The following is a 14,606-nucleotide window of genomic DNA, read 5'->3' as shown; positions in this document are numbered from 1 at the left end:
GTGACAGCCACTGACGAAAGGCAAGCGCATGGGTGCTTGACGACCCTGACTGCGTCGTCGGGTTTTCGCGCCCGCGCCCTTTTTAGATCGTTGCCTCGATTCGCTCGCCGGACAGCGCCTTGGCCACGCGCTGCTTCAGCACAGGCAGCAACTCGAGCTCGAACCACGGATGACGCTTGAACCAGCCGAGGTTACGCGGCGACGGATGCGGCAGCGGCAAACGCGATGCGCCATAGTCTCGCCACGCCGTGACGGTTTCGGTCAAGCTAGCGCGACGCTCACCGCCTAAAAAGCGCTGCTGCGCATACGCACCGACGAGCAAGGTCAGCTCGATGCGAGGCAACTGCTCCAATACGCGCTCGAGCCACAGCTCGGCGCATTCGCGACGGGGTGGAAGATCGCCCGACGCGCCGCGCCCTGGGTAGCAATACCCCATCGGCACGAGCGCAACGCAGTCGGGGTCGTAGAAGCGCTCGGGGCCGATCCCCATCCAAGCGCGCAAGCGCTCGCCGCTCTTGTCGTCCCACGGTATCCCCGACGCATGCACGCGCGCCCCCGGCGCTTGGCCGACGACGAGCACACGCGCCGAGCGCCCCACCTGCAAGACGGGTCTCGGCCCTTGAGGCAAATGCGCCTCGCACACGCGACATGCACGGATTTCGGCTAGCAGCAACTGCAGACGAACCTCGGACGAAGACGACATGGACAAAACCCGGTGTAAAACGATATGGCGGTCAACGATGCGCGAGCTTGCGCATCAAGTAATCGCGCAACACGACGGCCTGATTGTGCTCTCGGTCGCGCGCGCCGAACAAAAGCGTGACGGGCCCGTGCTTGGCCGCGGCGACGAGCGGTTCCCAGGACGTGGGGTTGGCATCGAGCTCGGCGCAGTAACGCTGTTGAAATTCCTGCCAACGCGACGGGTCGTGCCCGAACCAACGTCGCAGCTCGGTGCTCGGCGCGACGTCGCGCAACCACGCTTCAATCCGCAACGTATCCTTCGTGACGCCGCGCGGCCACATGCGGTCGACGAGAAAACGCGCACGCCCATCTGGCCCGAGCGCATCGTAAGCCCGGGCTAGATCGATTCGAGCCTCTTTCATGGCCATCCCTCCTCGCGACTAGCCTACCCGCGGCGCAACCGGCACCGTCACGAGTGGCCTAGGCCTCGACCGCCGTCGCGCGGCGGCCCATGGGGCTCGGCACCATTCGGTCAAACCTGCCGCAGCGTCGCGTCGAGCGCGTGCGCAGAGCGTCGATCACCGTCCGTTGCTAGCGTCGCACGAAAAACCGTCTGGCGATTGTGGCCGATCGCGGCCGGCGAGTCCCACAGCAATTCCACATGCGAGCGCCGTGCCCACCCGTGCGCGCGCACGGCGGCTGCGCCGCCTTGTCTCGTGACCGCCGCACCATCGGCCGGCGCCGGCACATGCATCGTGGGGCGCTCGTGTTCGAGCGCCGACGCGGCCGGCCATTTGATCGAGAGCTCCCGCGCATCGTATTGCCCAAGCTTGCGGCTTTCGACCCAAACGACGACGGTACGCGTAGCCGCGTCGAGCGAAACGGCATATCGACCGATCGCAAAGCGCCGGGCGGCAACGTTCGTGCGCCAAAGCGCGCGCGGGCGACAAATCCAAAGGACCGCCGCGTACAACGCGGGCGCAGCGACGAGCCAGCCGTTCGTTTCGGTTATTGCATGAACCGTGCGCCTGCCGCCCGCGGCCCAAGCAAAGACGCCGATCGACCAGACGGCGAACAGCAGGCACAGGAAGGCGAACAGCCGTAACGCCTGCCGCAGCCATTGCGGCAGCGGATGAAACGGCCGCTCGGCACGAGCGCGCGCACCAGGCAGGACAATGAGCAGAAAGAGAAAAACGCCGTTGATCGACGCCCAGGGCGACGAGGCCATCGCCGAGAGCGACACGCCGTAGCCCATTTGCGCCATCGAGTAGAGCCAGCGCGCCAGCAGAACGAGACCGATGGCACGCAGCGTGAACATCGTGCCGGCACCGGGGGCCGGATCTGCTCGCGTGGTGTTCGCTCTCGCCAAGACGCTCTCCTAAGGTCGGTCGTTGTCACCGCCAATCTCGCGGCAGCAGCATTATAGGGATTCGGACGCCGCCTTTCCCGTCTCCCACGCATCTGCATAGACCGGAACGCCCCGAAATATCCGCCAAAACACCGCATCAGGCGGCGGAAAACGTCACGCCCCGCGTGCCGCTAGGGCAGGCGGGGCGTGACGAGAGCAAACCAAAAGCGCGGCCGAGCGGCCATGCGCCCTTGCGGCTTAGCCGGCGGCGACTTCGCGCAGCACGGTGCGGCGCTTTTGACGCAGCAGGTTTTCGTACGATGCCACGTAATTTTGCGCCATGACCTTCGAGGTGAAGCGCGTTTCGAACGTCTTGCGCACCGTTTCGCGCGGCAGCGACGACAACCGCTTGACGGCGGCGACAGCCGACAATTCGTCTTCGACGACGAAGCCCGACACGCCGTTCTCGATGACTTCGGGCACCGAGCCGCGCTTGAACGCGATGACAGGCGTGCCGCAAGCCATCGCCTCGATCATGACGAGACCGAACGGCTCCGGCCAATCGATCGGGAACAACAGCGCATGAGCGCCGCCGAGGAATTCGGCCTTTTCGGATTCGCCGATTTCGCCGATGTATTCGACGTGCGGCAGCGAGAAGAGCGGCTTGATCTGCTCTTCATAGTAAGCGCGATCGGCCTTGTCGAGCTTCGCGGCGATCTTGATCTTCATGCCGGCCTTCTCGGCGATGCGGATGGCCGTGTCGACGCGCTTTTCCGGCGAGATGCGGCCAAGGAACGCCAGGTAGCTCGGTTCGACGTCGGTCCGCGGCGTCAACAGGTTTTCGGGCAAGCCGTGATAGACCGTCGAGAGCCAGTTCGCCTGCTGCAGCGGCATGCGTTGGTTGTCCGAGATCGAAACGACGGGCACTTCGTTGAACGTATTGAAGATCGGCTGCAACTCGGGCAGATCCAAGCGGCCGTGCAGTGTGGTCAGGTGCGGCACCGGCTGGCGCGAGAACAGCGAGAACGGGTAGTAGTCGATGTGGAAATGCAGTACGTCGAATTCCTCGGCGCGACGGCGCACTTCCTCGAGCAGCAGCATATGGGGAGCCATCGTGTCGCGGATCGACGGATCGAGACGCAGCGCCTGCGGCCAGAACGCTTCGAGCTTGGCCGACGTCTTCGAATCGCCGCTCGCGAAGAGCGTCACGTCGTGTCCGAGCTCGACGAGGGCTTCCGTCAGGTACGACACGACGCGCTCCGTTCCACCGTAGAGCTTCGGAGGAACCGCTTCATGCAAAGGAGCGATTTGAGCGATCCGCATAGTGATGAACTCCTAATAAATATTCAGGCAAATGTGTTGTGTTGACCGTGTCTGGAAGCGAATCGAATCGCCCGCTCCGACACCAGGCAGCGACACCCGCCCCGCATGACGCATTGGACCGAAGCGGGAACGGGTGCGCGCGGGTGCGCGCGGGTGCGACTCACCCTTGGCCGTCGACAACACCGCTCGATCGATCTCGGGACTACGCGCCACATGTCGTTAAACGCACAACACGCCCAACCGTTGACGGCCGCCCATTAAATTTCCTAGGGCAAACCCGGATCGATTATCCGGTCGGTTTCATGCTGCGCCGCGGGACATTTCAAACTCTTTACATTGTTACAAGGCGGATACATTTCACTCGCCCCGGCATGCCGCACGACGAGGCGTTCGAACGTAACCTGTTATTGTATCCGAAAATTACGGTTAGCTTCACCCAACCTTTCGCCCCAACCCGCGCACCGAACTTGCTCCGTGCAAGCCTAAACGATGCGTCGCCGCAAATCGGCGTTGTGCATACCCAACGCTCGTCGTGAAGCCCCGGGGAACTTCCGCGGATGTTTACAATGGCGACGTGCCGCGCCATCTCGTTAATCTCGTTATTGCGAGAGATTGGCTGTCGGTCCGTCACACGCAGACTATGCTTTTCATGACACTCGCTTCGCGTGCCTCGCACGAACCACAATTGGAAGATTTGACCGTCGCCGAGCGTAACGCTCGCAACGCCAGGCTCTCGAGCTATGCCGAGCGGCCTCTCGCGTTCCTGCTCAGTTACATCCGGCGCCACCCCATTGCTCACGCAATCGTGCTGGCAAGCGTCTTTGCAGCGGTCGGCTGCGCGCTTGCCTCGCAGTATGCGATCAAACATCTGATCGACGTGCTCGGTACGGGCCGCGGCCATCCGGGCCCGCTGTGGACGGCGTTCGCGGTCCTGGTCGCGCTCATCGCGGCCGACAATCTGCTCTGGCGCATCGGCGGATGGGTTGCCGCCCATGCGTTCGTCACCGTCACGGGCGATCTGCGGCGCGACCTGTTCCAGTATCTGACGGGCCACTCCCCCGGCTACTTCTCGGAGCGCCAACCCGGAACGCTCGCCAGTCGCATCACGGCCACCTCGAATGCGGTCTATACGACCGAGAACACGATGGCCTGGAACGTGCTGCCGCCCTGCATCGCCGTGGTCGGGGCCATCGTCATGATCATCTCGGTGAACCCGGTCATGGCAGGCTGCCTCATGCTGTGCTCGGGCGTACTCGCCATCGTCCTGTTCAAGCTCGCCGGACGCGGTTCGTCGCGACATCACAAATTCGCCACCAAGGCGGCGGCCGTCGACGGCGAACTCGTCGACGTCATCGGCAACATGGCGCTCGTGCGCGCCTTCGGCATGACGCTGCGCGAGCAGCGGCGCTTCGGCGAAACGGTCAAGGCCGAGATGGACGCGCGCCAGCAAAGCCTGCTGTACCTCGAGCGCCTGCGGCTCCTCCACGCCGGCATTACGGCGCTGCTCTCGGCGGGGCTGCTCGGATGGGCGCTTTGGCTGTGGACTCAAGGGCGAGCGACTTCGGGCGACATCGTGCTCACGAGTTCGCTCGGCTTTACGATCCTGCACGGCACGCGCGACCTTGCCGTCGCGCTCGTCGACGTCACGCAACACATCGCGCGGCTGGCCGAGGCGGTCAAAACGCTGCTGGAGCCGCACGGCATGCCCGATCGCGAAGATGCCGTCCCGCTCGCAACGCATGGCGGGCGCGTCGATTTCGAAAGTGCGACGTTCGCCTACCCGCGCCGCCGGCCGATCCTCGACCATTTCGATTTGCATATCGAGGCGGGACAGCGCGTGGGGCTCGTCGGCAAATCCGGGGCCGGCAAATCGACCGTGCTCGCGCTGTTGCAGCGCTTTTACGAAGCGCAAGGCGGTTCGATCAAGATCGACGGACAAAACATCGGGGCGATCACGCAAGAGAGCCTGCGCCACGCGATCGCGCTCGTGCCGCAAGACATTGCCCTCTTTCATCGGACCGTTTACGAGAACATCGCCTACGGCCGGCCCGACGCGAGCCGCGAGGAAGTCCACGCCGCCGCGCGCGAGGCCCGTTGCACCGACTTCATCGAAGCGATGCCGGAGGGGTTCGACACGATCGTCGGCGACCGCGGCGTCAAGCTTTCGGGCGGACAGCGTCAGCGGGTCGCCATCGCCCGGGCGATTCTGAAGAACGCGCCGATCCTGCTGCTCGACGAAGCCACCTCGGCGCTCGACAGTGCATCGGAGGAAGCGATCCAGCAAGCGCTCGATCGCCTCATGGTTGGACGCACCGTGATTGCGATCGCGCACCGGCTCTCCACGCTGCAGAACTTCGACCGTATCATCGTCATGAGTTCGGGCAAGGTCATCGACGACGGCACACCCGAAGCACTGCGCAACCGCCCCGGTATCTATCGCGATTTGCTGACCAAGCAGCACGGCAAGGCGATGCTGCTGCACCCGGGCGGGCGCAAGATCGACGAGCACGTCGCGTAAAGACGCACTCAGGTTTTCATGCCACGCCGCGCTTGCGCGTCGTCTTGGCGCGCCCCCCGGCGCTCTTCTCGTTTGCTTCGTTTTCCGCCGGCTGCCGCCCACGGCCTTGCGCGAGATCGCGCAAGAATGTGTCGCGCCACACCGAGACGTTGTTGTTGCGCAGTTGGGCGATCATGTCGCGATAGCGTGCACGCCGCTCTGCGAGCGGCATCGACAACGCCTGAGCCAGCGCTTGCGCCATACCGTCGATGTCGATCGGATTGACGATCAGCGCGCCCGTCAATTCGTCGGCAGCGCCCGCGAAGCGCGAGAGCACGAGTACGCCGGGATCGTCGGGGTCTTGCGCGGACACGTACTCCTTCGCCACGAGATTCATGCCGTCGCGCAACGGCGTGACGTAGCCCACGTGCGATTGGCGAAACAGCGCCGCGAGCACCGAGCGCTCGTACTGTCGATGGATGTATCGGATCGGGGTCCAATCGAGCTCGGCGAAGCGGCCGTTGACCCGCCCAAGCTCCGATTCGAGCCGCAGGCGAATATCCTGATAGGCGTGCATGTCGGCCCGTGTGGGCGGCGCAATCTGCACGAACGACACGTTGTTGCGACAGGCCGGCACTTGGTCGAGCAGCCGCTCGAACGCGCGGAAACGCTCGACGAGTCCTTTCGAGTAATCGAGCCGGTCCACGCTCATGATGAGCTTGCGCTCGTGCAGGGTCTGACGCATCGTCCGGACCGACTTGCCGCGCGCGCCGGCTTTGGCGAGCTGGGCGATTTCGTCAGGATAGACGCCGATCGGATAAGCGGCCGCATGCAGCGAGCGTCCGAACGCGCGCACTTGCACGGGCGCGCCCGCGACGAACGGCGCCCCGCGCTCGCCGTTCTCTACCTCGCCCGCGGCTTCGTGCACGACATAGTCGCAGAATGCGCGCACGTCCGCCTGCGTCTGAAAGCCGAGCAGATCGAACGAGCACAGCGCCTCGACGAGCGCGCGGTGCGGCGGCACGGCGAGCAGCACCTGGGCCGCCGGAAACGGGATATGCAGAAAAAAACCGATGCGGTTCTTCACACCCGCCACACGTAGCGCTTGCGCGAACGGAATCAGGTGATAGTCGTGCACCCAAATGACGTCGTCCGCGCGCAAAAGCGGCACGAGTTGCTGGGCGAGCCACGTGTTGACGCGCCAGTAGCCTTCGAAATCGTGGCGATCGTACTGGATCAGATCGGCGCGATAGTGAAACGCGGGCCATAGCGTCGCGTTCGAAAAGCCGCGGTAATACTGATCGTAGTCGCGCCGCGCAAGGCCGATCGTCGCGAACGTGACGGGCCCCTGCTCGACGAGCTGCAACTGAGGCTGCCCCGACGCAACGACTTCGCCGCTCCAGCCGAACCACATGCCGCCCGTTTCCTTCAACGCGTCGTAGACGCCGACCGCCAAGCCGCCGGCCGCCGGGCCGCCCTCCGAGATCGGCGCGACCCGGTTCGAAACGATGATGAGACGGCTCATGACGCTCGCCCGGCCGCGGCGACGATGTCCGCGAGCCAGTCGACGAATGCACCGACCGAATCGACACGCGTATGCGCCGACGTGTCGCCGGCGCCGACCTTGATCGAAAGGCCGCCGCGCGCGTTGACGACCGCGAACGCTTTCTCATCGGTCAAATCGTCGCCGGCGAACACCGGCGTGCGCCCGGCGAACGGCGGCTCGTCTAGGAATGCCGCGAGCGCGCGCCCTTTATCGACGTTCTTCGGCTTGATTTCGTAGACCATCTTGCCCGGCTGCAGAACGTACGCGTCCGGGTATTCGTCGACGAGACGCTGCGTCGCTTCGCGCGCGGCCGTCTCGGCAAGCGGCGCGTTGCGGTAGTGCAGTGCGAGCGCGGCGCCCTTGATCTCGAGCAGCGTGCCGGGGTGCGCGTTGACGAGATCGGCCAATGCGCGCTCCATGCGCAGCAGACGCTCGTCGTTGAAACCCAGGCGGACCGTATCGCCGTTCGCATCGCGCCGCTCGGCTCCGTGCAGACCGGCAACGGGCAGGTCGAGCATGCCGAGGAACCCGTCGATATTGTCGATGCCGCGGCCGGACACGACGGCCACGGCGCCCCGCGTCAAATGGCGCAACCGCGCGAGCGTATCGACGACGGCCGGCGGCACGACGACCCCATCCGGGGTGGACGCAAGCTCGACGAGCGTACCGTCGAAATCGAAGAAGAACGCCGTCTCGCTCAGAGACAGAAAAGCCGGTAAAGATTGCATCAGCTCGGTTCGTATAACGGTGCGGCGCAGCGCTCAGCCGTGCCGAACCGGAAAAGTTTGCGCATCTTACCGCGCCTGCGTCGCCATTTCGAGCAAGAACACCTCGAACGCGCCAGGCACGCCGGATAGAAACGCGACGCGGTTTCCCTAAAACGTATCTTGCCTCAGTCCTGCGACATATTGCCTCGCCGTTGACGGACATTCGGGCGCTGAACGGCAACGGTAAGCTATTTGCGCTATAGTCCGTGCCTCTCAGCCGCCGAATCGGTGCGCCCGCACGGGTGGCGCTGCGGCGCTGAAGCACTTCACGAGTCTTGGATGCCGCCACGTGTCGCCCGCGTCGGCTCGCCGCCCGGCGAACCGGCCCACTTCGCCCCCATTTCGTTCGACGTCAATGAGGCTCCCTCACGCATGCGCCGCGCCCACGCTGTGCGAGCGCGCTGGCCGCGAATGCTGCGAGGCCTCGTGGGGCTCGCCTGCGCCGCGCTGATTGCTGGCTGCGCGCCCGACAATGGCCATTGGCAACTGACGGACGTCACGGGCCACTTGCCCGACCTGGCCTTCAAGCTGACGGCAGACGACGGGCAAAGCGTGACCGCTTCCGCGTTTCACGGCAAGACAACGCTCGTCTACTTCGGCTACACCCATTGTCCCGACGTCTGTCCGGAAACGATGGCGCGGCTGATGCAAGTGATTGCGAAGCTGCCGCCCGCCGACGCGAAGCAAGTGCGCATCCTATTCATTTCGGTCGATCCGGCGCGCGATACGCCACAAGTGCTCCACGCTTACGTCACGGCATTCGACGCCGCGCATATCCGCGGTCTGACCGGCACCGATGCGCAGGTCGAATCGCTCGCGAAGCGCTATCGTGTCGCGTATCAAATGGAAAAGCGCGACCCGAGCGGCAGTTACGAGGTCACGCACAGCTCGGCCGTCTACATCTTCGATCGCGACGGGCGCGCGCGGCTGTTGGCGACGAGCACCGATACACCCAACGCCATCGCACACGACCTGAAGCGCGTGATCGAGCATGATGCTTGAGGGGTTTGGCAACGAGCATCATCGTCCTTCACCGTGTGCCGCCGTCGGCGCCGGATCTTCGGGACCGTACGGTCGCCCTCGACAAATTGAACATCACGAACGATTCGAACTCTGCCGATGAAATCTCGACCGATTGCCACACGTGCCGCCGCGTTCGCCGCCATGCTGCTTGGCGCCTGCGCTCTGATGAGTCCGCTTGCCGCTGCGGCGAGCGATCACGCGATCACGGCGACGAACGCATGGGTTCGCTGGCTGCCGAGCAACCTCCCCGCGGCCGGCTACGTGACGCTGACGAATTCGAGCGGCAAGAACATCGACCTGACTGAAATCACGAGTCCCGATTACGGCAGCGCCATGCTTCATCGAACGGTGTCGAACGGCTCGACGACGAATATGATCATGGTCGACAAAGCCACAGTGCCCGCACACGGCAGCCTGGCGATCGCGCCGACCGGCTATCACATCATGCTCGAAGCGCCGACGCGCAAGATCGCACCCGGCGCAACCGTGCATCTGAAGCTGAAATTCTCGGACGGCGAAACGCTGGATACGCCCTTCGCCGTCAAGCCGCCTGGCACGGCGAACTAAGTCGGAAGCTGCAATGAATCTGCTTTACTGGCTCGATCCTTGGGAACCGTCGCCGACGGTCGTCATCTGCGTGCTCACGGCCGCGATTCTCTATGCACGCGGCATACGGCACGCGCGCGTATCGCTGCCGCGCCAGGTAGCGTTCTGGTTCGGGCTGGTTGCGCTTTATATCGCATTGCATACGCGGCTCGATTATTTCTTCGAGCACGAGTTCTTCATGCATCGGTTGCAGCATCTCGTGCTGCACCACCTCGGGCCGTTCTTTATCGCTTGGTCGTATCCGGGCGCCGCGCTACGCGCCGGCATCCCGTTCAAATGGCGTCAACGGTTCGTCGGCCCAGTCATGCGGACGAAACCGATACGGGCCACGCTCGACGTCGTCTTTCATCCGGTCGTGGCCGTCTTGCTGTTCGTGGGGCTGATTTACTTCTGGCTTCTTTCGCCGATTCATTTCAAAGCGATGCTCGATTGGCGGCTCTATCGCGTCATGAACTGGAGCATGGTGATCGATGGCCTGATGTTCTGGTGGCTCGTGCTCGATCCGCGCCCGGCACCGCCTGCGCGCCTCGCGCCGGGACGGCGGATCATGATCGTCATCGCCGCGATTCCGCCGCAGATCCTCCTTGGGGCGCTGATTTTCTTCACGCCGCGCGAGCTTTACCCGATTTATTCGATCTGCGGACGCGCGTTTACTTGGATCAGCCCGATCCGCGACCAACAGATCGGCGGATTGCTGCTATGGATTCCTGGGTCGATGATGAGCGTGTTCGGCGCGCTCATCGCGCTGCGCCACTGGATGCGGCTGTCGACTCGCGAGCGATTGCGCGAGGAACGGCGGGAGATGCCTAGCGGTGCGCAGTCTCCAGCGCCCGCACGCGCGCATTGACGGCCTCTAGCCGCGAAATCCAGTAATCCGCGGCTAAGCGAGCTGTTCGAGACGACTCAAACCGACCGCATCCACACGTGGGGGATGCCATCGTCGTCGTGGACTTCCGAGATCGGTTCGAAGCCGAAGGCGCCATAGAACATTTGCAGATGAGCCTGCGCGTGGAGCTTGATTGCCTCCTCGGGCCACTGCGCCACGACATGCTTGAGCGCCTGCTCGAGCAGTACGCTACCCAAGCCGATACGGCGAAAGTTGGAAGTCGTCAACACGCGGCCGATGCGGATGTCGGCATCCGACGCGTCGGGCAGCAGCACGCGAAGATAGCCGGCTAGTGTTGGGCTTTGTTCGGTTGCATCTTGTTCGCGGCCAGCGTTTGCGCTCCCCGTGGCATTCGCGTTCACTGCGCGTGAATAGGAATAGGCTAACAAGTGCCATGCGTCTTTATCGAGACCATCGACATCGTTATAGACGCACTGCTGCTCCACGACGAACACCGCATTGCGTGCCCTGAGCATGTCATAAACTTCAACGGCTGTGAGCGCGGAAAACGGCTTCCAGCGCCATTCAAGAGAGGCGTGCGAGTCGCTGGCGAAATCGGTCATGGGCAAGTTCGGGAAATTCGGTGCCGGATGATTATCCCGCGACGTCGCTGCAAATGCCAGGGGCGCCAGGGGCGAAAGGCTGCGGTTGGGTCAAGCGGATCGGACGAAGCGATACCGCCCGGGACACGACTACTCTTGCTCCTTTTGTTCCTTTTGTTCCTCGAGCCCGGTGATGTCCATGACCATGCGGCACAGCCACGCCTCGAAGCTCGCTGCTACGCGCTCGCGCCGTTCGTCGTCGTGCCAAACACGGATGACCTGGCCGAAGGTACCGCCCGGAGCAGGGTCGAGATCGAGGCACAGGGAATCGCCCATGCCGTTCCTCGTAATCGGAATCCACTTGAGGTTGTACCAATCGTCCTTCACACCACCGTCGGGATCGGATGTGATCCCTTCGAACTCGTCATTCGCGATGACGTCGCGCCAGCAAGTCCACTCACTGAGAATGCCTTTGATGTTAAGCAGGCTTTCGCCTTCGAAGCACACACCGTCTTGATCCACCTGCCCGTTGTGCGTCTTTAGGCTAGCGGTGAAGTCGGCCGGCAGCTTCGCGCTGATTGCGGCTTCAAGAACGTGTATGTCGTCGTCGCTAGCGGCCGCCCTGAACCCTCCTGGAATGGCATCGGGCATCGATTGCAGCCAAGCATTGAGGCATGACCAAGATTGCGCGATATTCATTTGTGGCTGCATGGATTCGAACTCCGTTGAGTGATGGGCCTCGGTGATGATTTCGATAGGCTGGGGGATGGCGCAATTGGGCGCCGCGGGTTGCCGCATTGGGTCCAAGCGCAGAAAGTGAATGCGGCTTCCGGCGGCGAGACCGCCGCGACATACCGGAATGGCAGCGATGACATCGGCGTCGAGAAAGGCTGAAACGCGATGCGGTTCTTGGTCCGGCAGCGGATCGATCAGTGGTTCGCCGCGCGGGCCCCAGACGATCTTTGCCCATTGCATCAAGTTGGTCTTTCGGTCGCATTCGACGTCGCGGGCGAGTTCACCGATCTCCCAGCACGGGCCAGGGGTTTCCACGAATTCGTAGAGGTCGATGATGCGCCGCACTAACACGTGCATGAGCACGGTGACCGAACTCAGGAACCCCGGCAAATTGACGAATGTGGCGCGATCAAAGTGATGGATGCTATGGGACTCACGAACCCGCCCTGTCGCATCCTTGACTTCGAATTTCTCGGTCCGAGGAGGCGAGCGATCCCGGCTTACCGCAAGATTAAACCGGCTTCCAGGCCCTTGACTTATGTTGATCTCATCGTTAGATGAGGAAGCGGCGAACCACGATAAGCCATTGAGACCCACTCGCCGATGAGATTCGGTCGACAGCATGCCGCTGCCAATAATCAAGTCGTATCGCTGCGCGAGTTCGATCATTCGCCGTCTATAGGAAATCTCCGCCTCGTGCAACGCTTGGGGCGTCGATCCCGCCCTAGACGGCGGCGATATGTACTCGATCTGCGCGACCTCGAAACCCCATTGTTCGATCAACGTGCGAATGTACGGCCCGCAAGCATCAGGAGTTTGCCAACAACTGCGCGACCCAAGCGGTGCGCACCGTTCATAACTCGAAACAACGACGCCGATGCGAGGACGCTTGCTCACCTTCAGTTCGCGAACGCCCGCAGCAATCAAGACCGCTTGGCGCTCGGGCGTAATTCGCTGCCCCTTTTGGAGCAGAACGTCACCGGCAGCGTATTCGCTCGCCTTCTGAATAACGTTCGCTCCGCGCGGCAATAATCGCCGCACCAAAACTCGCTTGTATTGGATAGCATCCAAAGCGGTGGCAATGTCGTCGGGCACAACCGCGTCGGCATTCACCGGAAGTGGGCCATACGCGTTCATTCCGATGGCCGTTCCGGGCTCCAACGGCTCGATCCGAGGATCATCGATACGGCGCCCTGGGGCAAGGAGATCGCTATCGGAATTTAGCTTCGATGGGCGACTACCCGGTACGGGGTTTGTATCTTCCGTTCGAAACGCGTACCCGTTACGCGCCGCAACGCTCCACGGCGGGACCGCGTTGCATGCCCGAACAGGCTCCGACGTCACGCGCGTACACGCGTCCTCGACGGCGATCGTCTCCGATTGCAGCCCACGCGGAATCGCATCTGGACAACGGCCGTACGCGGCCTTCAACCATGCTGGGAATTGTAGCTTTTGCATCGTCATTTCAAGTTATCGTCGCCAGGTCAGTCATTACCGTCAATCACGTCTTGCTCGCAGATATCCGGCACACCCTGGATATCGTCTCCCGGCTCGACATCCACAAAAAACTTCTCCCCATCGAGAACACGTTGACTTGCCAAGAAGCAACCGAGCCGAGCGCCGGACCGCCGATTGTCGCCACTATCGATGCGCTTGACGGAGAAGCCCTTGCCGAACTCCTTTTCGCTCGCTCCTTGGCTCGTAACAGCAAACGGATATTCGTCGCAATCGCAATTACTCGGTTCGTCGTCAGGATCACCGGTGAACGTACATTGCCCGTTCACCTTGCCGTATTGCACAACACACTGATCTTTTGAAGCATTGCGGTTTTTCTTTCGTTGCTCTTGATCGCGTAAACGCGTAAGCGGCCGCGCATCACTACTCTCGCGGATCGTTCCATCGCCTCTTGAGATGAATTTGCCCGGCATCCCTGCTGCTTGCGCATCTCTTATATGGACCGCCGACTCGTCGACAGCCATATCGTTCGTCTTTACCGATCGCATGATCGCGGGTGCGTCGGGATACACACAACCTCGTGTTTTGGCCTTTGCAAGTCCAATGTCACATCGGATATCCGGCACGTGCGCTTTGCCGTAAAACGGGAGAACGCTTGGCCCGTCCTCGAACGAATCGCCTGTTTTGGCTACCTTGTATTCAACGTAAGGCCTCAATTCAAGCATCTTTTCACCCTTCATATTGGGCGTGAGTATGACCACTACCTCGCTCGACAGCCCGCCAATCGCTAGCGGCACCCCCGCATTGGGTGCGACCGTGCAATCGTCGCCACACTCGACGATCGGCTTAATTTGCAAGCCAGCAGCGGTACCTGACACGAGCCTGGTTCTAAACCGAAATTTCAACGGCCACTCAAGCCGGTTCAGCGGATTGTCCGAATACGCGTACGCATCGATCTCGACTCGCCCAACCTGGGCATTCGTCTCGTCGGTGATCACGTACTCCAGCGGCTCCGATCTTTGGCAGAACGCGCCACGACTAAGCAGCGAATCATTGGTCGTCGTTTGGACGGCCGTCGTACAGGCAGGCGATACGTCCAGCGCGCTGTCCGCTCGTGCGTTGGTAAATAAACAAAGCGCCACGCTGCACGCGAGCATCCATCGGTACGCGCTCGATCTCATCATGCCTTCTCCTTTG

13 protein-coding genes are annotated in these 14,606 nt (G+C 62.5%); 4 read left to right on the top strand and 9 right to left on the bottom strand.

The window, feature by feature from the left end:
* Positions 1 to 82 precede the first annotated feature (82 nt).
* From J3485_RS05995 to J3485_RS05980, 4 genes are all read right to left on the bottom strand, one after another.
* Positions 83 to 703: a uracil-DNA glycosylase family protein gene (locus J3485_RS05995; protein WP_206951613.1), complete on the bottom strand. Its 621-nt coding sequence runs from the start codon at positions 701 to 703 to the stop codon at positions 83 to 85.
* A gap of 31 nt (positions 704 to 734) precedes the next feature.
* Complete coding sequence (locus J3485_RS05990) at positions 735 to 1,103, bottom strand: DUF488 domain-containing protein (RefSeq protein ID WP_206951612.1); 369 nt, start codon at positions 1,101 to 1,103, stop codon at positions 735 to 737.
* Positions 1,104 to 1,213: 110 nt separating this feature from the next.
* Positions 1,214 to 2,050, bottom strand: a complete 837-nt coding sequence (locus J3485_RS05985) for a hypothetical protein (RefSeq protein ID WP_206951611.1) — start codon at positions 2,048 to 2,050, stop codon at positions 1,214 to 1,216.
* Between the two features lie 237 nt (positions 2,051 to 2,287).
* The gene (locus tag J3485_RS05980; protein WP_206951610.1) at positions 2,288 to 3,352 is read right to left on the bottom strand and encodes a glycosyltransferase family 4 protein; all 1,065 of its coding nucleotides are present in this window, start codon (positions 3,350 to 3,352) and stop codon (positions 2,288 to 2,290) included.
* A 649-nt stretch (positions 3,353 to 4,001) separates the two neighbouring features.
* On the opposite strand from J3485_RS05980, the gene J3485_RS05975 reads away from it, so the two are divergent.
* Positions 4,002 to 5,870 (top strand): ABC transporter ATP-binding protein, encoded by a 1,869-nt coding sequence (locus tag J3485_RS05975; protein ID WP_206951609.1) that lies wholly within the window; start codon positions 4,002 to 4,004, stop codon positions 5,868 to 5,870.
* 16 nt (positions 5,871 to 5,886) lie between these two features.
* On the opposite strand, the gene otsA is transcribed toward J3485_RS05975, so the two are convergent.
* The gene (otsA, locus tag J3485_RS05970; protein ID WP_206951608.1) at positions 5,887 to 7,374 is read right to left on the bottom strand and encodes an alpha,alpha-trehalose-phosphate synthase (UDP-forming); all 1,488 of its coding nucleotides are present in this window, start codon (positions 7,372 to 7,374) and stop codon (positions 5,887 to 5,889) included.
* On the bottom strand, positions 7,371 to 8,123 hold the full coding sequence (gene otsB, locus J3485_RS05965) for a trehalose-phosphatase (protein ID WP_206951607.1): 753 nt from the start codon (positions 8,121 to 8,123) through the stop codon (positions 7,371 to 7,373). Before otsB ends, otsA begins: the two co-directional genes overlap by 4 nt.
* A 411-nt stretch (positions 8,124 to 8,534) precedes the next feature.
* On the opposite strand from otsB, the gene J3485_RS05960 reads away from it, so the two are divergent.
* The 3 genes from J3485_RS05960 to J3485_RS05950 all read left to right on the top strand — a co-directional run bounded on the left by J3485_RS05960 (position 8,535) and on the right by J3485_RS05950 (position 10,638).
* On the top strand, positions 8,535 to 9,164 hold the full coding sequence (locus J3485_RS05960) for an SCO family protein (RefSeq protein ID WP_206955674.1): 630 nt from the start codon (positions 8,535 to 8,537) through the stop codon (positions 9,162 to 9,164).
* 117 nt (positions 9,165 to 9,281) lie between these two features.
* Positions 9,282 to 9,752, top strand: coding sequence for a copper chaperone PCu(A)C (locus tag J3485_RS05955; RefSeq protein WP_206951606.1), 471 nt, complete (start codon positions 9,282 to 9,284; stop codon positions 9,750 to 9,752).
* 13 nt (positions 9,753 to 9,765) lie between these two features.
* On the top strand, positions 9,766 to 10,638 hold the full coding sequence (locus J3485_RS05950) for a cytochrome c oxidase assembly protein (RefSeq protein WP_206951605.1): 873 nt from the start codon (positions 9,766 to 9,768) through the stop codon (positions 10,636 to 10,638).
* 56 nt (positions 10,639 to 10,694) lie between these two features.
* Here J3485_RS05950 and J3485_RS05945 read toward each other — a convergent pair whose 3' ends face one another.
* From J3485_RS05945 to J3485_RS05935, 3 genes are all read right to left on the bottom strand, one after another.
* On the bottom strand, positions 10,695 to 11,240 hold the full coding sequence (locus tag J3485_RS05945; RefSeq protein WP_206951604.1) for a GNAT family N-acetyltransferase: 546 nt from the start codon (positions 11,238 to 11,240) through the stop codon (positions 10,695 to 10,697).
* Positions 11,241 to 11,369: 129 nt separating this feature from the next.
* Complete coding sequence (locus tag J3485_RS05940) at positions 11,370 to 13,412, bottom strand: SMI1/KNR4 family protein (RefSeq protein ID WP_242538681.1); 2,043 nt, start codon at positions 13,410 to 13,412, stop codon at positions 11,370 to 11,372.
* Positions 13,413 to 13,438: 26 nt separating this feature from the next.
* Entirely contained in the window at positions 13,439 to 14,593 is a 1,155-nt protein-coding gene (locus J3485_RS05935) for a NucA/NucB deoxyribonuclease domain-containing protein (RefSeq protein WP_242538499.1), read from the bottom strand.
* Positions 14,594 to 14,606 lie beyond the last annotated feature (13 nt).

The organism is Trinickia acidisoli, assembly GCF_017315725.1.
In the GTDB taxonomy this organism is placed as follows: Bacteria; Pseudomonadota; Gammaproteobacteria; order Burkholderiales; family Burkholderiaceae; genus Trinickia; species Trinickia acidisoli.
This window is presented reverse-complemented; position numbering and strand designations above follow the sequence as displayed.